The organism is Nodularia sp. UHCC 0506, from assembly GCF_034931045.1.
GTDB lineage: Bacteria > Cyanobacteriota > Cyanobacteriia > Cyanobacteriales > Nostocaceae > Nodularia.
In genome coordinates, this window is record NZ_JAYGHH010000005.1 from 176524 (window position 1) to 194659 (window position 18136).

Here is an 18136-nt window from a genome sequence, read left to right on the forward strand (position 1 = left end):
GATAACCTGATTTAACAATCAGACTATTATTGTGAGAAACAGATGATGTAATAATATGTGCCAAAATTGTCAGCAAGTCATAGAACAGCTAAGTATTAATATTTCTCTGTTCTTTGAAAAATTAGAAGCAAGTGCAAACAAAAAGCCACTAAGCGACCTAGACAAGAAAATTATCTGTCAATCTCTATTAGGATATTCTCGGCAACAAATAGCTAATATAGCCAAACTCTCTGAGCAAAATATTAGAGATAGACTGAGTAAATATATTTATCCTAGAATAGCAGAAACATTGCAAGTTGAGCAAGAACAGATAGCTGGTAACTGGGTCGTAATTTTGAATTTATTACTAGAACCAAATAAAAATTATAAATTAAATCCTCCCCCTCAACTAAACAATGATAACTTTCAAGGTAGCTTTGGTAGACAAATTTTTCTGCATCCTCCTAATCAAGAAATTGTTCAGTTTCAAATAGAAGGAACACAATTTTATCAACAAGGACTTTATTACCAAGCTTTAAAGTGTTTTATCTCGGCTTGGAAAAAAGAATTAGAAATTTACAAAACTGGGAATTCTGAAGTCTTAATTTATATAAATAATTGTTTGATTGAATATAAACAATCGCTTTTACAAACGAAAAAAATAAAAACTTATACTCTGGCTGTAGTTGTACCATTTCATCACAATCAGGGTCATGTAGCTGCTGAGATTTTGCAAGGAATTGCCCAAATTCAATTACAAATAAATTTACCAGTTTTTGAGAAACTTTCTGTAGATAAAGAAATAAATTTAGATGACATCAAACCAGATAAATTTTTTAACCTCAATAATACAGGTAGTCAAATATCTTTAAAAATTCTGATTGTTAATGATCCGAATAATTTATATGACCCATATAACCAAACAGCAGAAAATTTAGCAAACTTAGCCCCACAATTAAATTTGATAGCTATTATTGGTCATTACTCCAGCGAAATGACTCAAAAAGCACTACATTTTTATTCTCAGAATAGTCTAGCTTTAGTAAATTCCAGTAGTACATCTAATGAACTTTCACATTTATCTAGAGGTAAAAGTTTATCCTTTTTTAGAATAACTACTCAAGATAGTGTGAGTGCTGCATATTTAGCTAGTTATTTGCTCAAAAATTTTTCCCATCAAGGCTTAAAAAAAGTGGCTATTATCTATAACCAGAATAGCAGTTATAGCACCTCCTATAAAAATAGTTTTAAAGAATATTTATCACCACATCAAAAACAGTTCGTTCTTGTAAAAGAATGTGGATATATTAGTGAAACCTATTATCAAATTCAAGATTACTTAGAAACTATTAACCAAGACAATGTTGATATCATCATTATAATTCCTGATGGTGGTATTGAACCTAATTCTCTGAATAATTCTGGTTTAATTAGTCGGTTAAATCTCAATAAATCTTTAATAGCTGGTTCGGCGACATTTTACCAAGAAAATGTTTTGCATTGGATTCATGAACAAAACCAATATAATCAGATTAATCAAGAACAGTGCCAAATTATTGCTTGTATTCCTTGGCATATCAACAGCCGCAGAAATGGCTATCATAGTGATAATTCCTTGTCTCAGCAATTTTGTCAGATAGCTACGCAATTATGGGGAGAAGAAAACTTAACATGGCGCAGCGCTACAGCTTTTGATTCAGTGTTAATAATTCTCAGAGTTCTCGAAAAATATCAGATTCAAGATAGTCAATCTTTGCTAATACATCTCAATCAATATTTCAAAGAACAAAGAAAACAAGTACAGGGAGTTACAGGAATTATTGAATTTAATGAAAATGGCGATCGCCCGCATCCTCCCTCAGAAATAGTTGGTGTCCAATGGAATGCACAAAAGCAAAAATGGCAATGGGATATCGTCAATAATTTATAGTTATTTCCTAATTATTCACACCTGTCGTTTAAATATTCTACAGATGCAGTAGAAATCTCCTCAAACCCATTGTTATCTTAATTTTAGACCATCAAGGAAATAAGTAATGCTGAAATTTTTTGCAGACCGAGGCGGTACATTCACAGATATAGTTGCTGTCACTGACGATCAAGCAATTATCGATAAACTATCCAAACATCCTGACCGTTTTTTAATTGTATCTATTCCTGATCAACAATGGGTAATAGTCTACAAATTACTTTCAGAAAATCCCGAACAATATCAAGATGCAGCCATTCAAGGTATTCGGGATATCATGAGTTTGGCAGGTAACGAAACCATTCCCACTACAGCCATAGAAGTAGTCAAAATGGGAACAACAGTAGCCACAAATGCTCTCTTAGAAAGAAAAGGCGATCGCGTCGTTCTTCTGATTACCAAAGGCTTTAAAGATGCCCTCCGTATTGGCTACCAAAATCGCCCTGATATCTTTGCCCGTCATATTGTTTTACCAACGATGTTATATGAACAAGTAATTGAAGTAAATGAGCGCTATAATGCCCAGGGTGAGGAATTAACACCCGTTAATATTCAACAAGTAAAACAAAATTTACAGACAGTTTATCACACAGGTGTTCGCAGTTGTGCCATAGTTTTAATGCACAGCGATCGCTATCCCCAACATGAACAACAAATAGCCCAAATTGCCCAAGAAATCGGCTTTACACAAATATCTGTATCTCATCAAGTTAGCCCTTTAATGAAAATAGTTAGCCGAGGTGATACAACAGTTATAGATGCTTATTTAACACCAATTCTGCGCCGCTACGTTAACCAAATTGCTAATCAATTACCCGCAGTCAAATTAATGTTTATGAAATCTGACGGCGGATTAGTAGCAGCCCAACAATTTCAAGGTAAAGATAGTATTTTAAGCGGCCCGGCTGGGGGGATAGTCGGCGCAGTTCAAACCAGTCAAAGAGCAGATTTTCAGTTAGTAATTACCTTTGATATGGGCGGAACTAGTACAGATGTTGCCCACTTTAAAGGAGAATATGAACGCCAATTAGATTCCGAAATTGCTGGGGCGCGGATGCGAGTTCCCGTATTAGCAATTAATACTATTGCGGCTGGTGGCGGTTCAATTCTATTTTTTGATGGTTCCAGTTATCGTGTCGGCCCCGAATCTGCGGGTTCAAATCCTGGGCCTGCTTGTTACCGCAGAGGTGGTCAATTAACAGTGACAGATGCCAATGTCATGTTAGGCAAAATTCACCCGCAATACTTCCCCTCTGTGTTTGGCTTAGATGGTAATTTGCCTTTAGATCGAGGTATTGTTATTGAGAAATTCACCCAATTAGCCCAAGAAATTGCCGATGTTACAGACAACCATCGTACACCAGAACAAGTAGCAGCTGGATTTATAGCGATCGCAGTGGAAAATATGGCAAACGCCATTAAAAAAATCAGTCTACAACGAGGCTATGATGTCAGTCAATATACCCTGTGTTGTTTTGGTGGGGCTGGGGCGCAAGTTGCTTGTTTAATCGCCGATACATTAGGCATGAAAACCATATTTCTGCATCCTTACGCCGGGGTTTTATCCGCTTATGGTATGGGATTAGCTGATATTAGGTCAATTAGAGAAGCCGGAGTAGAACAGCCTTTAAACCCGGAAATCATCCCGCAATTACAACAAATAATGGCGACATTAGAAACCCAAGCTAGAAGTGAATTAACCTCAGAAGGCGTAAATGATCAACAGTTAGTAGTGCAGAAATTGAATTTAAAATACGAAGGTACTAACTCAACCTTAAATATTAACTTTACTTCAGATGTGGCAATCATGCGCCAAGAATTTGAAATTGAACATCAAACCCGCTACGGTTTCATTCAATCAGAGAAAACCTTAATTATCGAATCAGTCTCAGTAGAAGTAATTCAAGAAATGGATACACCCGAAGAACCCTTAATAACTCGTACCCGTCCCATAGATGAACCACCAAAACCCGTGGAAATAGTCAGAATATTTACAGGTAATAAATGGCATAATACACCCATTTATCAGAGAGAAGATTTACAACCAGAAGATATAATTAGTGGTGCTGCTATAATCATCGAAAAAATCAGCACAATAGTAGTTGAACCTGATTGGCAAGCCAGATTAACCGAACGCAATCATTTAATTCTACAACGTTCCTAATAATAGAAAAATTCTCCCCTCCAAAACCTCCGCGTACCTTTGCGTTAAAAAACCAATCATGTACACAACACATCAACCCGATCCCGTCCGCCTAGAAATCTTCAAAAACCTCTATCAATTTATCGCCGAACAAATGGGAATCGTGCTGCAAAACACAGCCGCATCAGTAAACATCAAAGAACGCCTTGATTTCTCCTGCGCCATCTTTGACACTTCAGGATTATTAGTTGCCAACGCCCCCCATATTCCCGTACATTTAGGCTCAATGAGTGAAAGCGTCCGCAGCTTAATTAACGATAAAGGCGACACCATTAAACCTGGAAATGTTTACCTATCCAACAATCCCTATAACGGCGGAACTCACCTGCCAGATGTCACCGCCATTACCCCCGTTTTCCTCGAAGATACTACTAAAACCTCAATTCCCCTGTTTTATGTGGCTTCTCGTGGACACCAAGCCGATATCGGTGGAATTACACCCGGTTCCATGCCTCCCCACAGCACCACAGTAGAAGAAGAAGGTATTTTATTTGATAATTTTCTCTTAGTGGAACAAGGTGAATTTCAAGAAACTTCAGTACGAGGAATACTTGCAAATCATCCCTATCCAGCGCGTAACCCTGACCAAAACATTGCTGATTTCAAAGCTCAAATTGCTGCCAATAATAGAGGAGTGCAAGAACTCCAAAAAATGGTTAATCAATACGGTATTGAAACAGTGCAGTCTTACATGAACTTTGTGCAAGACAATGCCGAAGAAGCAGTAAGGCGAGCCATAAATCTGCTCAAAAATGGCTCATTTAGTTATGCAATGGATAATGGGGCAGAAATTAAAGTTACAGTCACAATTGACAGAAAAAATCGCAGTGCAACCATTGATTTTACTGGTACATCTCCACAATTAAAAAGCAACTTTAATGCTCCCAAAGCTGTCACTCAAGCCGCAGTTTTATATGTCTTCCGCACCTTAGTCGATGATAATATTCCCCTGAATGCTGGCTGTCTGAACCCTCTAGAAATAATTGTGCCAATTGGCTGTATGCTTAACCCCACTTATCCCGCCGCAGTGGTAGCAGGTAACGTGGAAACCTCCCAAACTATTGTTGATGCTTTATATGGTGCATTGGGTGTCATGGCTGGTTCCCAGGGAACAATGAATAATTTTACCTTTGGAAATCAGCGTTATCAATATTATGAAACCATTTGCGGCGGTTCAGGTGCAGGAGCTAATTTTAATGGTACTGATGCAGTCCATACCCACATGACCAACTCCCGATTAACTGACCCCGAAGTGTTAGAAACCCGTTATCCTGTATTAGTAGAAAGCTTTAGTCTGCGTCCTGATAGCGGCGGTAAAGGTCAATATTCCGGTGGTGATGGCGTAATTCGCCGCATTCGGTTTTTAGAACCCATGACAGCAAATATTCTCTCTAGCCATCGCTTAGTTCCACCCTTTGCATTAAATGGAGGGAAACCAGGACAAGTAGGACACAACTGGATAGAACGTCAAGACGGAACCCAAGAAAATTTAAACAGTACCGCCACAGTACAAATGCAGCCTGGAGATGTTTTCATCATTGAAACCCCTGGCGGCGGCGGATTTGGTACAGTCTCCTGATTTTGAGCTAAGACTCAGATCCCCGACTTCTTGAAGAAGTCGGGGATCTTTACTATTTTACAGTTGTACCCAGAAGCGACTGATATGCTTTTGTACTGTTCGTAATTCGTAATTCTTACAGCACATTCATTTTGATGAGGTACACAAGGGCAGGCAAGACTTGTACTGAGCTTGCCGAAGTATGCCCACCCCACAATGGTTTTATTTCTGTTTTTGACCTCCGGAGATTTGCCCTTGTTGGCTTTGTCCTGGTAATTGAACAGTTACAACTCTGGTTTTTTCTTCTTCGGCTTTTGGCATGGTGAGACACAAAACACCATTTTTAAAGTCGGCCTGGACTTTATCGTTTTGGATTCGAGATGGTAGAGGTATTACTCTTTGAAATCTGCCATAACGAAACTCTGAACGCCTCATCCCTCTTCTTTCTTCTTCCCTAATTTCAGATTTACGTTCACCGGTGACGGAAACTGTATCTGCGGCAACTTTGACATCTAAGTTTTGGGGGTCAATACCAGGAATTTCCATCCACAGTTTAATATCATCAGAGGTTTCTTCCAGTTCTGCGGGGGGTATAAATGTCAGTCTATCGCTGATGATCTCGCCTGTATCAGTTGAGGGTGCTATTTGATCTAGTAGACGACTCATCTGCCGTTGCATGGTTTCTATTTCTCTAAAAGGTTCCCAGCGACTTAATACCATGATTTTTTCCTCCAATTAATTGTTGAAGTGTTTAAAAGATTCTGCGTTCAGTTCCCCAACTACGGAGGCGAAAAGCCAGAATCAGGAGTAAGATACCGAAAATAATGGCGTAAGCACCGATAATCCACAGGATTGCTAACGCACCAGCAAGAGGCCAGACGAGCAACAAAACGCCGAACAATACTGACGCAATGCCTGCTATGGCTAGTAACCACTCATTTTGAATTTCTTTTCGGATCTGAATGGCTGCGATGATTTCTAAAACACCAGTGACGATCGCCCAAGCTGCGATGAGGTAAAGCAAGACTAATGCGGTGATCCCTGGCCAGATAAAAGCCATGATGCCAATAGCAATACCAATTGCACCTTCGAGCAACATTAGCCAACCGTGGGTATGAGTTAGACCATCTCGGAAGGCAGCGATCGCTAATAATACTCCACTGACTAAGACAAAGGCAGCAAAGATAAATATCAAAGCTGTGAGGGTAATATCTGGCCAGAAAAGGGCTGCTAAACCAAAGATGATCGCGATCGCACCCCGTAATGCAACTGTCCACCAATTTCTAGCCAAGCGCGTTCCCATTCTCATGGGGTCAAGGTTTGTCATAGCTGGAGTTTTTAACTGGCGTTGAAGTTTTCAATAGTTTGTCTAAACACCAAAGGGAAAAGTCTCTGGTGCGTCCCGCATTTCCCAGGTGGGAACACGGTCTAAAGGTTGGACTCCCTTGGTATCATCAATAGAAATCACTGCGTCAAATTGTTGGGGGAGACAAGCATGGAAGTAGTGACTCACACGCTCAGTTTCCGGTTGGTAAATCACACCGATTGCTCTTTCTAGCCTGGGTTGTCGTAAACCCACAATTGCTTGATTCTCTTCCCGGAGGTTGAGGTAAAATTGGGGTATTTCAGTTTCATGGAATAAAGCTTCATAACTTCCAGGTAAGGCAGAGTGAACCTGTTTGAGTTGAGCCGTTTCGCCCCAGTGAGAAACTGCGGTGACAGTACCCGTATAGGTGGTAAAGCCAATATTTACAGCCTGATCGCCATAGCGTTCTTTGACCAATTGACCAACATTCACCTCACCCATTAACCCCATATCGGTGGCTCTTGCGTCACCTAAATGGGAGTTGTGTTCCCAAACCACAACTTTGGCTTGGGGATGTTGTTGATCTAAATGTTCCACCAGCTGATCTAAAGTTTCCGCCATGTGGCGATCGCGTATATTCCAGGAAGACACTCGCCCTTGAAACATCGAACGGTAGTAATGCTCGGCGTTTTTGACTAGTCGCGCATTTTGTTCGGCATAAAAGAACTCATCAGTTTTAACTCGCCCATCTTTTTGGATATATTCCGCAGTTCGACGTTGCAATTCTTGTAGTTGATTAATTACCTGTTCCTCACAAGATTTAGCAATGCCAAAACTGGTAGCATAACCATATTTTTGAGCATCTTCGCCAAAATGCTCTAAACAAGAATAGCGATCGCGCGCGCGTTGGGCGGCTTCGGGGTCAACTTGATTCAGGTAGCCCAGAACTGCTTCTATGGAAGCATACATACTATAAAGGGAAGCGTTGGAAATTTAAAAGTGCTTCGGCTGGTGTGGGGTCATCATCGACACCCTGCACGTAACGATTAACTCGGTAAGCATCAGGCCAATCCGCTTCCACCGCTACGGCTGTAAACCCCTTTTCTTGAATTAGTCGCTTGGTAATTTCCGCCCGGTGTTCATAAAATTCATGAGTCCCGTGGGAGGCTTCGCGAATCAAGACGAAACGCGCATTGCCGATTAAATTCATTAATGGGTCGTAGTCTTGATCTGCGCCTGTTAATCGGTGGGCATACCCACGCACCGCATCGACTATGCTGGTGATAGTTGCGTCTACCATAATGAATTAATGATTGAGAAATACCCGCACGGGTTTTAAATTTCGTATCACCGCGCAAGTTAAGTTTGATACGGTTTTTACACCTGTTTAATTTCGGTTCTTACTACATTTAGCTTAAAAATTTTCATCTCTGATTCCATCTGGCTAAGGTCGCATGATACTAAATGTATGGATCTCCCTCTAGGAATAGTCAAAACACATATCTTGTACCTTCAATTTTGTGTCATAAGACCCCACCCCTAACTCCTCCCCGCAAGCGGGAACAAGATTTAAGCAGAACTCACGTTTTTATGAAATGTCTGATCAAGTTTGGTTATCACATCTGCAAAAATACCGTGCGATCGCAGTTATTCGCGCTTCAGATATGCGGTTGGCTCAAAATATGGCTATGGCTGCTGCGGCTGGGGGAATGGGGCTGATTGAAGTTACCTGGAATAGCGATCGCCCTGGGGAATTAATTAGTCTATTACGGGCGGAGTTACCAAATTGTCTCATTGGCACGGGGACGCTGTTTAATGTCGGACAATTGCAAGAGGCGATCGCTTCTGGGGCGCAATTTCTCTTCTCTCCCCACGTTGATTCTGCCATGATTCAAGCCGCAGTCAAACAAGATGTGCCAATTATCCCCGGTGCAATGACTCCTACAGAAATTGTCACTGCTTGGAATCAGGGTGCAAGCTGTGTGAAGGTGTTTCCTGTGCAAGCGGTGGGAGGAGTTAATTATATTAAAAGTTTACAAGGGCCACTGGGTGAAATTCCCTTAATTCCCACTGGAGGAGTAACTTTAGAAAATGCTCCAGAATTTATCCAAGCTGGGGCGATCGCTGTGGGTTTGAGTGGTCAATTATTTCCTAAAAACCTGATTATACAAGGAAATTGGCAAGTGATCGCGTCTCAGGCCAATCAACTAATGCAGAGCGTCACAACATAATCAAAGAACTGTAAAGGGCTACTGTAGAATCTTCCCGACGGCACACACAACCCGAAAACCATTAATGTAGGAGAGGTCGTCGCGCTTTCAAAAGTTAACCTTGAATTGGAGGAAAACTTTGTAATGGATCACTAATTACCAACCTACCTCGAAAATCTATTTTGCCTTCCTTGGGATAATTCAACCATCCTTGAAATAACTTTCCTGTTTGATTATCTCCCCAAAAGTAGCTATCTTTGCTATTTACCTTAAAAGTGATACTAGCAGCAGTTTGATTATCACCAAAATCCCAAGATAACCTTTGCTCATTTACCGTTAAATCTTGAATTACCGCCAACCCAAAACGAGAACGAAACTGCACTTCACCTTGTGAAGAAATCCATAAATGTTCTGGTTGTGATTCTTTACGCCAAATACCTGTTTCTCCACCCCATTTAACTGAACAAGTGTATTCTCCAGCAAATACTTGAAAAATGCTAGACTCTGTAGGTTTGATATCTGTTTGCTGTATTTCTTGAGATTGCTCAATTTCTTTATCTAGTTCTGAGTCTTTTTCAATATCTAAAAATTTTTGCCAAGGAGGTGATGCTGGAAGTTCATCAATTTTTTTATCATGAGTTTCGCCATCGCCATAAAAACAATACCAATCTTTGTAGTTTTCTGAATCATTTTCCGATTGATTTTTAGTCATTGTTTACTCCTTATGTTCATATATCATTTAATAATTACTATAGTAGCTCCCTTAAACAAATCTAAAAATTTACCTAAGAGAACTCCACAAAAAACCTGCACCCTGTACTCAAAACGACGGGATATTTTTTTATTTGGAAGTCTCTAAATACTTCCTGTGTGCTGACTCAGATATGATTTCAGCATTTAAACTGAAAAAACCTGATTTTGCACTTCATCGTTCAATCCCACACTCCCCAACTGCTGGCAAGACGAAAGTGGGTTCAGTATTTTCTCGAATATTTTCAGGTCATTAAAACCCGTTTCTCGATGCCAAACTGAGGTTTAGCTTGGTTTCTGGTGCGTTTGTTGATAGCTGGGAATGATTTTAGAGTTTTACGTAAACCTACGGGGAAATTCAGGAATGGACTGCTAGATTATGGTAGTAGTAGGTAATTCACAGGATTTAATATATCAATATGAACTGGAAGCAAATATCTCGATACTTTGTAGCCTTTTCCTTACCTTTCTATTTTCACCCGCTTATGGCTTCAGCACAGACATCATATCAGCCTGGTTATACCAAAAAAACTTGGCAAATTAGTCAGACCTTTAAACCACCAAAAAGGGGTGCGCCTCCCGCAAGTGCTGGTGGTTCAACTCGTGGTATGACTTGTCTCAGGGGAAATAAACGATTAACTTCTTTAATACCTCCAGATAAATTGGGGCTGACATTGGCAACACACCCGACATTTTTCTGGTATATACCTGTAACTTCAGTGAAAACAGCTAGGTTTCTACTCTTAACTGATAACTCTCAAAAAGTCGTTTATGAAACAACTTTGCAACTTCCGAATCAACCCGGAATTATTAGCTTTACACTTCCTGAAAGTGTCGATGCACTGGAAGTCGGTAAAAGTTACAATTGGTATTTAAACATTGTGTGTGATGCTCATGACTTTAGCGGCAATCCGGGGGTAAATGGTTGGGTGGAACGTGTTCAGCCAGAATTACCCCTATCCACAGCGTTAGAAACAGCAAATCTGCGGACTTTGCCTACTATCTATGCGGAAGCTGGAATTTGGCATGAAGCGCTAACTAGTTTGGTAGAACTACGTCGTGCAGAACCGAATAGTCTCAGCGTCAAATTGAATTGGCGAAAATTTTTCACCTCGGTTAAGTTAGATGCGATCGCCTCTGAACCTTTCCTTGATTGCTGTACCTCTGAGAATTCATTAGCAAAATAATGTGGTCAACACTGAAACCCAAAATTTGGCAATGGCGGGGTGTAATAATTGCAGTTCCTCATATTACAGTCTTAGTAATTGCGCTGCGCTTGACTGGATTATTACAATTGTTGGAATTAGCAGCACTGGATCAATTCTTTCTTCTGCGTCCACCAGAGCCTGTAGATTCTCGGATTGTTATAGTTGACATTAATGAAGCAGATGTTCGTCAACAAAAACAATGGCCAATGTCTGATGAATCTCTAGCCATTGTGTTAGAGAAAATTAAACAACAGCAACCCAAAGCCATTGGTTTAGATATCTATCGTGATTTACCTGTAAATCCTGGTCATCAAGACTTACTTGCAGTATTTGCTTCTACACCGAATTTAATTGGAGTGCAAAAGGTTTCTGATACTTTTGATAGTTCTGCTGTTAATCCATCTCCTTTACTCAAGGAACGTCAGCAAATTGGAGCTAATGACTTACCTTTAGATAGTGATGGCAAAATTCGCCGGGGATTGTTGTATGTCAATTTAGACGATGACCAATTTTTAACAAGTTTTGGGTTGAAATTAGCATTATTATATTTACAATCAGCAGGAATTACCGAAAAGCCAGCCGCCCATAACCCTAATTATTTACAGTTAGGTAAAGGGATTTTCCCAATTTTTGAAGCTAATGATGGCGGTTATGTTCGAGCCGATGCCGGCAGCTATCAAGTTCTGTTAAACTATCGAGGCGGAATAAATAAGTTTAGCTATATTTCTCTCACAGATGTGCAAGCAGACCGCATTCCTAGCCAGTTAATGCAAGACAAAATCGTCTTAATTGGTGCAAGTGCTGAAAGTTTGAAAGATTTATTTTATACGCCTTATAGTAGTAATATATTGACTCATCCCGAACGCATGGCGGGTGTAACAATTCATGCTAATTTAATTAGTCAAATTTTGAGTGCGGCTTTAGATGGTCGTCCACTGATTAAGATTTTACCTGAAGCCATAGAATGGCTATTGATATTGGGTTGCTCAACTCTTGGTGCTACTTTATGTTGGTTAGAACGTCACAGCAATCACCAAAAAATTGTGATGGTTGTGAGTATTTCTTTCGTGGGTGCTGGTTTACTTGTTAGCAGCTTTTTGGCGTTTCTGGCTGGGTGGTGGATTCCTATTGTCCCTTTACTGTTGGCGTTGGGTGGATCTGCGATCGCTCTGACTCAGTATATTGCCCAAAGTGTTACCGAGATGCGAAAAACTCTGGGGCGTTATCTCACAGATGAAGTCGTGGCGAATATCCTGGAAACTCCTTCTGGCTTAAAGCTAGGGGGAGAAAGGCGAAAAGTCACTACACTCATGTCCGATTTAAGAGGATTTTCCGCTATTGCTGAACAGTTTCCCCCAGAGCAAGTCGTAAAAATTCTCAATCTTTATTTGGGCGCAATGACTGATGTGATTAACCAGTATCAAGGCACAATTAACGAGTTTATGGGCGATGGTATTTTGGTGATGTTTGGTGCGCCAATTTGTCGTGCAGATGATTCTCAAAGAGCGATCGCTTGTGCGGTAGCAATGCAATTAGCAATGCAGCAAGTAAACGCAAAGAATCAGCAAATGGATCTACCAATCCTAGAAATGGGAATTGGGATCAATACAGGTGACGTAGTAGCGGGAAATATAGGTTCTCAAAAACGCGCTCAATACACAATTATTGGCAGTCATGTGAATTTAGCCGCCCGCATTGAGACTTATACTGTGGGAGGGCAGATTTTGATTTCTGAAAATACTTGCAAAGATGCCGATATTGATGTGGAAATTGTCGGAGAACTGCAAATAGAACCCAAAGGAATCAAAGACCCTGTAACCATATATGATATTCGTGGCATTGGCGGTAAATACAACCTATTTTTGCCTAAAGATGATGAAAAAATGGTTAAATTAAGTCAAGAATTGCCTATTGAATACACAATTTTACAAGGAAAACACGACCTGGGAACCTTATTACAGGGTTCATTAGTTAGTCTCTCACCCAAAGAAGCACAACTGCGATCGCTTCATGCTTTAGAACTATTTAGCAATCTTAAACTTAAGTTATTGATTGAATCAGAATCAGCTACAGATTTAGGACATTTTTATGCTAAAGTAATCAGAAAATTAGATTTTGATGGTCATCATTTCCTAATTCGTTTTACAGCTATTCCTCCTGAAATAACTTCAGTGTTAAATAATTTATGATATAGATCCCCGACTTCTTAAAGAAGTTGGGATCTGGATATGCCAAAAAAGTTTAAAACTGTTTTATTGTGGCTTATTCAAAGAATCACTCAACTGAGTTTCCGTATAATTTGGAATCCATCCTTCTACAGATGTGAAATAGCGTACCGCCTTCAAATCTAACAAAGCTGTAGGACTAGACCAATGTTCTACACCTGCGAGAATGTGGATATAATCTTGGGATTGAATTAATAGTTGTACCTGTTGACCATCGGGTTTAACAAAACCAAAAATCATTTCTCCCGCCAATATGTAGAGAGCTTCAGGGGCAGTATGGTGATGGTAACGGCTATAAGTAGCGATTAAATTTTGGAGATTTGGTAAACCTGGATGTATATTCAACACATCACACCACATATAGCCATTTTCTTGCTGAAGAAATTCAAAAACGCTATTATGCAGTTCTATTATAGAATTTTTCTCTGCACCAGTCAAAACATCCTGTTCTAGAAGATGGGGGCAAAGCAGTGATGTTCCTGAGTCATAATGTTTTAAATGAATGCCAAGAGGCGAAATTTCTCTGACTATTTCATGGAAATCCCTCTTGATTGTGCCGTCGTCTAGTAATAAGGTGGGCATGACAAAAATACTAAATAAAAAAACTAAGTAAGTTGGCGAGAATAAAGCTAACTATGTGAAGTAATGTAAAAATATAGTAATTTAGCTCGTAGTCAGGGCTTTAGCCCTTAATTCAGGATTTTAGTCCTGACGACAAACCTTGAATTATTTACGATGACTTACTTCTATTTAACTTTAACTCAGTAATCCACCATCCCGATAGACATACCGGAGATTCTGATTTAATCATATCTTACCCTGTGTAGTCCGGTGATTTTCATCTCAGGAAAAATTTGTCGGCAGAATGATGTGCAAAAATACCATAAGGGTCTAATCTAGTACAAGCGAACTAAGATGGGTGTGGAATGTCTGACTTAATTTTGTTTTGGCATCGTCGTGATTTACGTATTTCCGATAATACAGGACTAGCTGCGGCCAGAGAACGGAGTGCAAAAGTTGTGGGCGTGTTTTGCCTGGATACACAGATTTTAGAACGGGATGATGTCGCCCCGGCAAGAGTTACGTATATGATTGGCTGTTTACAAGCACTACAACAGCGATATGCACAAGTCGGTAGCCAATTATTAATTCTACATGGCAATCCTGTACAAGCCATACCAGCTTTAGGGGAAGCGTTAAATGCCAAGGCTGTATTTTGGAACTGGGATGTAGAACCCTATTCTCAAACACGCGATCGCACAATAATTGATATCCTAAAATCAAAAGGCATTGAATTTCTGCTGGAAAATTGGGATCAGATTCTCCACGCACCAGACGAGATTCGCACAGGTGCGAAAAGTCCTTACACTGTTTACAGTCCTTTCTGGAAAAATTGGCATAGCAAACCCAAAGCCAAATCAGTAGAAACACTGCAAAACGCCACAGGTTTAACCAAGGCTGAACAGGAAATTGCTAAACAAGCCGGAGTTGTTCCATTACCCACAGCTAGAGATTTAGGATTTATCTGGGATGGAGAATTAAGTATTGCACCAGGAGAAGCCGCAGCCCAAGAACAATTAGAGAAATTTACTGCTAGTGCTATCACTGAATATCAAGAACAGCGTAACTTTCCAGCCATTGATGGGACATCAAGACTGAGTGCAGCTTTGAAATTTGGTGTGATTGGCATTCGTAAGGTGTGGGAAGCCACATTAGAGGCGCAAGAATTTAGCCGCAGCGAAGAAACAGCAGCTAGTATCCGCACATGGCAACAGGAATTAGCCTGGCGGGAGTTTTATCAACACGCTATGTATAACTTCCCGGAATTAGCTGAGGGTGCTTATCGTGACACTTTCAAAAACTTTCCCTGGCAAAATAACGATAAATATTTTCAGGCTTGGTGTGAGGGGAGAACAGGCTATCCTATTGTGGATGCTGCAATGCGCCAATTAAATGAAATGGGTTGGATGCACAACCGTTGTCGGATGATTGTGGCTAGTTTTTTAACTAAAGATTTAATCATAAATCCCCAATTGGGAGAAAAATACTTTATGCAGAAACTCATCGACGGTGATTTGTCTGCTAATAATGGGGGTTGGCAATGGAGTACTTCTAGTGGCATGGACCCGAAACCGTTAAGAATTTTTAACCCTGCTAGTCAAGCCCAAAAATTTGATGGAGAAGGTGAATATATTCGTCAATGGGTTTCAGAATTGCGGTCTGTAGATACAGAGTATTTAGTAACTGGAAAGATTCCACCTTTGGAGCTTCAAAGTATTGATTATCCTGCACCGATTGTAGATCATAAGGTGCAACAAGGTTTGTTTAAGCAGATGTATCAACAGCAAAAAATTCTCACTAATTCTGCATCTTGACGGCTAATTACCCGCACAACGTTGAAAAGCAGGAAGATGATTATTTTGAGAAACATGGCGCAGTTGGGTAAATGCAGCTCGTAAATCTGTTTCTTGCACAAATTCTAAAAAGCGGTCATACATTTGGACATTAGCTATTTCTGATTCTACTCCTACTTGACAGGCAGCTTGAAGAGTATCGGGCGTTTGAATATTTCCCGTATAAGTATCAGCAGGAATTGGCACTCCGTATTTAGAAAATAGGGAATTCCATAAAGAAACGTGTCTATTTTCAGCATGAACAATGTTGCTAAAAGGACGTACTTCTCCAAATTTGTTGATTACTGCTGTATAAAAAGCACGGGCATAATATTCATCGTTAATGGCATCAATCATTGCCTGTTGGGTTTCGGTATTTAACTCGGTATGAAGATGAACAGGGGAGGTTGGGCTAGTGTTACTAGTAGCGCTTGCTTCACCACACAAACCAGTTTTATTTTGATGATTTAATCTAGATATTTGATGCTGTCGGCGGCGATGTTTTTGACCACTCATAATTTATTCCTCATGTTTGAATCAGTTTTGACTTTTGCTATGGGAATCCGGTTTGGTTTATGTTCGCGTAGCGTGGCGTAGCCATATTTACTCGTAGAGGTAGGGAACAGGGAACAGGGAACAGGGAACAGGGAATCAAGGAATAGGTCGTTTTGTATGGCTTACGCCACGCAAGCTATCAAAATTCAAATAGGAGTCCTATTATATATGTCTCACTACCATCCTTCTTCTGTCCACTTTGGGGTACTTTTAATGGTATCTTAAATTGCTAACAAGAAAACTATTAAAATTATACTGAAAATAAAAGCAAACAACAAAGCATATTCAAATCTGCGGCTAAAATATCCCACAGCAGCAATCAAGCTGATAAGAAGTATAGTAATGCCAATGTATTGTTCGCGTTGCCAGCCTTTAGCAATGAGTGAATCTTGCTGAGACGGTTCTTGAGAGGGATGTTCTTGAATTGTTTTAGACAATAGTTTTTTAGGTGGTGAAATCATATGTACCCTAAGAAATAATGAGTAGTTATTCCATTAGAAAGAAGTTATTACACCTCCTAATCTCTAAAGTGAACCCAGGAAGATTGAAATAATTTTCTGCACAATCTTGGTGATTGGCTAAGTTACTGCTGTTAACAAAATTAAACATGAAAATCTTTATTTTGTCATAGAACTATAGTGGTAATTTCTACTGGGAAATAGCTCAAGTTAGCCAAAGATTGCCGAATTTTATAAATTACCTGTATTTTGATTTAGGAAAAGTCTTATGACCACACAGGAGCAACTGCACGGATGGCATGAGTTAGCGCAACAGTTACGTGTAGATAGTATTCGTACTACTACAGTTGCGGGTTCTGGTCATCCTACCTCGTCTATGTCACCGGCGGATTTGATGGCGGTTTTACTTTCTAAGTATCTTCGCTATGATTTCCAGAATCCAGATAATCCCCATAACGATCGCTTGATTCTCTCTAAAGGTCATGCTGCACCTCTACTTTATAGTATGTATAAAGCAGTCAGTGTCATCAATGATGACGAATTGCGATCGCTCCGGCATTTTGGTAGTCGTTTAGAAGGTCATCCCACACCGATTTTACCTTGGGTTGATGTCGCCACTGGTTCTCTAGGACAAGGATTACCCATTGGGGTGGGGATAGCTTTAGCAGGTAAATATTTAGACCAATTACCTTATCATACCTGGGTGCTGCTTGGTGATAGTGAAACGGCGGAAGGCTCAGTTTGGGAAGCTTTTGACCATGCTGCACACTATACTCTAGATAATTTAATTGCCATTATTGATGTTAATCGCCTGGGTCAACGGGGTCAAACTGAATTGGGTTGGAATACACAAGCTTATGCTAAACGTGCTACGGCGTTTGGTTGGCAAGCTATTGAAATTGACGGTCATAATTTAACCGAGATAGATCAAGCATACAGCGCGGCGGTGACTGTGAACGATCGCCCCACGGTGATTATCGCCCGCACTAAGAAAGGTAAAGGTGTCGCTTCTCTAGAAGACTTAGGGGGTTGGCATGGCAAAGCCCTCAAATCTGAGGATGCCAAACGAGCAATTTCTGAGTTAGGTGGCGAAAGACAGATTATAATTTCAGTGGATACACCTGAAGGACAAGGACAACTAGTCAGCATCGGTAATCCTCAACCATTGCAACTCCCCAAATATGACAAAGATGCAAAAGTCGCAACACGACGAGCTTATGGTGATGCTTTAGTCGCATTAGGCGCTGCACAACCCAATGTCATTGTCCTGGATGCAGAGGTGAGTAATTCCACTTATGCCGAAGATTTTGCCGAAGCTTATA

At 40.3% G+C, this 18136-nt stretch carries 14 protein-coding genes and 1 pseudogene; 8 read left to right on the top strand and 7 right to left on the bottom strand.

Annotated features, from left to right (window positions below; all coding sequences use genetic code 11):
* Positions 1-55: 55 nt before the first annotated feature.
* The 3 genes from VB654_RS06095 (at position 56) to VB654_RS06105 (ending at position 5730) form a co-directional block, all read left to right on the top strand.
* On the top strand, positions 56-1909 hold the full coding sequence (locus VB654_RS06095; RefSeq protein ID WP_323212685.1) for an ABC transporter substrate-binding protein: 1854 nt from the start codon (positions 56-58) through the stop codon (positions 1907-1909).
* A gap of 106 nt (positions 1910-2015) precedes the next feature.
* Positions 2016-4112, top strand: a complete 2097-nt coding sequence (locus tag VB654_RS06100; RefSeq protein WP_323212687.1) for a hydantoinase/oxoprolinase family protein — start codon at positions 2016-2018, stop codon at positions 4110-4112.
* Positions 4113-4170: 58 nt separating this feature from the next.
* Entirely contained in the window at positions 4171-5730 is a 1560-nt protein-coding gene (locus tag VB654_RS06105) for a hydantoinase B/oxoprolinase family protein (RefSeq protein WP_323212689.1), read from the top strand.
* A 201-nt stretch (positions 5731-5931) separates the two neighbouring features.
* On the opposite strand, the gene VB654_RS06110 is transcribed toward VB654_RS06105, so the two are convergent.
* The 3 genes and pseudogenes from VB654_RS06110 to VB654_RS06120 form a co-directional block, all read right to left on the bottom strand.
* Positions 5932-6429 carry an Hsp20/alpha crystallin family protein gene (locus tag VB654_RS06110; protein ID WP_323212690.1) on the bottom strand — a complete coding sequence of 166 codons (498 nt, stop codon included), beginning with the start codon at positions 6427-6429 and terminating at the stop codon, positions 5932-5934.
* Positions 6430-6460: 31 nt separating this feature from the next.
* Positions 6461-7036 carry an HdeD family acid-resistance protein gene (locus VB654_RS06115; RefSeq protein WP_323212691.1) on the bottom strand — a complete coding sequence of 192 codons (576 nt, stop codon included), beginning with the start codon at positions 7034-7036 and terminating at the stop codon, positions 6461-6463.
* A 42-nt stretch (positions 7037-7078) separates the two neighbouring features.
* Positions 7079-8315: pseudogene (locus VB654_RS06120) on the bottom strand (erythromycin esterase family protein).
* Positions 8316-8610: 295 nt separating this feature from the next.
* Here VB654_RS06120 and VB654_RS06125 point away from each other — a divergent pair.
* Entirely contained in the window at positions 8611-9246 is a 636-nt protein-coding gene (locus tag VB654_RS06125) for a bifunctional 4-hydroxy-2-oxoglutarate aldolase/2-dehydro-3-deoxy-phosphogluconate aldolase (RefSeq protein WP_323212692.1), read from the top strand.
* 94 nt (positions 9247-9340) lie between these two features.
* On the opposite strand, the gene VB654_RS06130 is transcribed toward VB654_RS06125, so the two are convergent.
* Entirely contained in the window at positions 9341-9937 is a 597-nt protein-coding gene (locus tag VB654_RS06130; protein WP_323212693.1) for a hypothetical protein, read from the bottom strand.
* Positions 9938-10460: 523 nt separating this feature from the next.
* On the opposite strand from VB654_RS06130, the gene VB654_RS06135 reads away from it, so the two are divergent.
* Positions 10461-11162, top strand: a complete 702-nt coding sequence (locus VB654_RS06135; RefSeq protein WP_323212694.1) for a DUF928 domain-containing protein — start codon at positions 10461-10463, stop codon at positions 11160-11162.
* Complete coding sequence (locus VB654_RS06140) at positions 11162-13372, top strand: adenylate/guanylate cyclase domain-containing protein (RefSeq protein ID WP_323212696.1); 2211 nt, start codon at positions 11162-11164, stop codon at positions 13370-13372. Before VB654_RS06135 ends, VB654_RS06140 begins: the two co-directional genes overlap by 1 nt.
* Before the next feature lie 63 nt (positions 13373-13435).
* Here the strand turns inward: VB654_RS06140 and VB654_RS06145 are convergent, their stop codons facing one another.
* Complete coding sequence (locus tag VB654_RS06145) at positions 13436-13990, bottom strand: acireductone dioxygenase (protein ID WP_323212697.1); 555 nt, start codon at positions 13988-13990, stop codon at positions 13436-13438.
* 344 nt (positions 13991-14334) lie between these two features.
* Between VB654_RS06145 and VB654_RS06150 the strand changes: the two genes are divergently transcribed.
* Complete coding sequence (locus VB654_RS06150) at positions 14335-15783, top strand: FAD-binding domain-containing protein (protein ID WP_323212698.1); 1449 nt, start codon at positions 14335-14337, stop codon at positions 15781-15783.
* A 3-nt stretch (positions 15784-15786) separates the two neighbouring features.
* On the opposite strand, the gene VB654_RS06155 is transcribed toward VB654_RS06150, so the two are convergent.
* Positions 15787-16317, bottom strand: a complete 531-nt coding sequence (locus VB654_RS06155) for a DUF2202 domain-containing protein (protein WP_323212700.1) — start codon at positions 16315-16317, stop codon at positions 15787-15789.
* A 260-nt stretch (positions 16318-16577) separates the two neighbouring features.
* Complete coding sequence (locus VB654_RS06160) at positions 16578-16793, bottom strand: hypothetical protein (protein WP_323212702.1); 216 nt, start codon at positions 16791-16793, stop codon at positions 16578-16580.
* Positions 16794-17082: 289 nt separating this feature from the next.
* Here VB654_RS06160 and VB654_RS06165 point away from each other — a divergent pair.
* On the top strand, positions 17083-18136 hold a 1054-nt coding region (locus tag VB654_RS06165; protein WP_323212704.1), incomplete at its 3' end, for a transketolase.

What these genes read in the sequence shown, in the direction of transcription:
- VB654_RS06155 (WP_323212700.1), bottom strand. Translation starts at nt 16,317, where the DNA reads ATGAGTGGTCAAAAACATCGCCGCCGACAGCATCAAATATCTAGATTA.
- VB654_RS06150 (WP_323212698.1), top strand. Translation starts at nt 14,335, where the DNA reads ATGTCTGACTTAATTTTGTTTTGGCATCGTCGTGATTTACGTATTTCC.
- VB654_RS06115 (WP_323212691.1), bottom strand. Translation starts at nt 7,036, where the DNA reads ATGACAAACCTTGACCCCATGAGAATGGGAACGCGCTTGGCTAGAAAT.
- VB654_RS06110 (WP_323212690.1), bottom strand. Translation starts at nt 6,429, where the DNA reads ATGGTATTAAGTCGCTGGGAACCTTTTAGAGAAATAGAAACCATGCAA.
- VB654_RS06125 (WP_323212692.1), top strand. Translation starts at nt 8,611, where the DNA reads ATGTCTGATCAAGTTTGGTTATCACATCTGCAAAAATACCGTGCGATC.
- VB654_RS06100 (WP_323212687.1), top strand. Translation starts at nt 2,016, where the DNA reads ATGCTGAAATTTTTTGCAGACCGAGGCGGTACATTCACAGATATAGTT.
- VB654_RS06145 (WP_323212697.1), bottom strand. Translation starts at nt 13,990, where the DNA reads ATGCCCACCTTATTACTAGACGACGGCACAATCAAGAGGGATTTCCAT.
- VB654_RS06130 (WP_323212693.1), bottom strand. Translation starts at nt 9,937, where the DNA reads ATGACTAAAAATCAATCGGAAAATGATTCAGAAAACTACAAAGATTGG.
- VB654_RS06140 (WP_323212696.1), top strand. Translation starts at nt 11,162, where the DNA reads ATGTGGTCAACACTGAAACCCAAAATTTGGCAATGGCGGGGTGTAATA.
- VB654_RS06105 (WP_323212689.1), top strand. Translation starts at nt 4,171, where the DNA reads ATGTACACAACACATCAACCCGATCCCGTCCGCCTAGAAATCTTCAAA.
- VB654_RS06135 (WP_323212694.1), top strand. Translation starts at nt 10,461, where the DNA reads ATGGCTTCAGCACAGACATCATATCAGCCTGGTTATACCAAAAAAACT.
- VB654_RS06095 (WP_323212685.1), top strand. Translation starts at nt 56, where the DNA reads ATGTGCCAAAATTGTCAGCAAGTCATAGAACAGCTAAGTATTAATATT.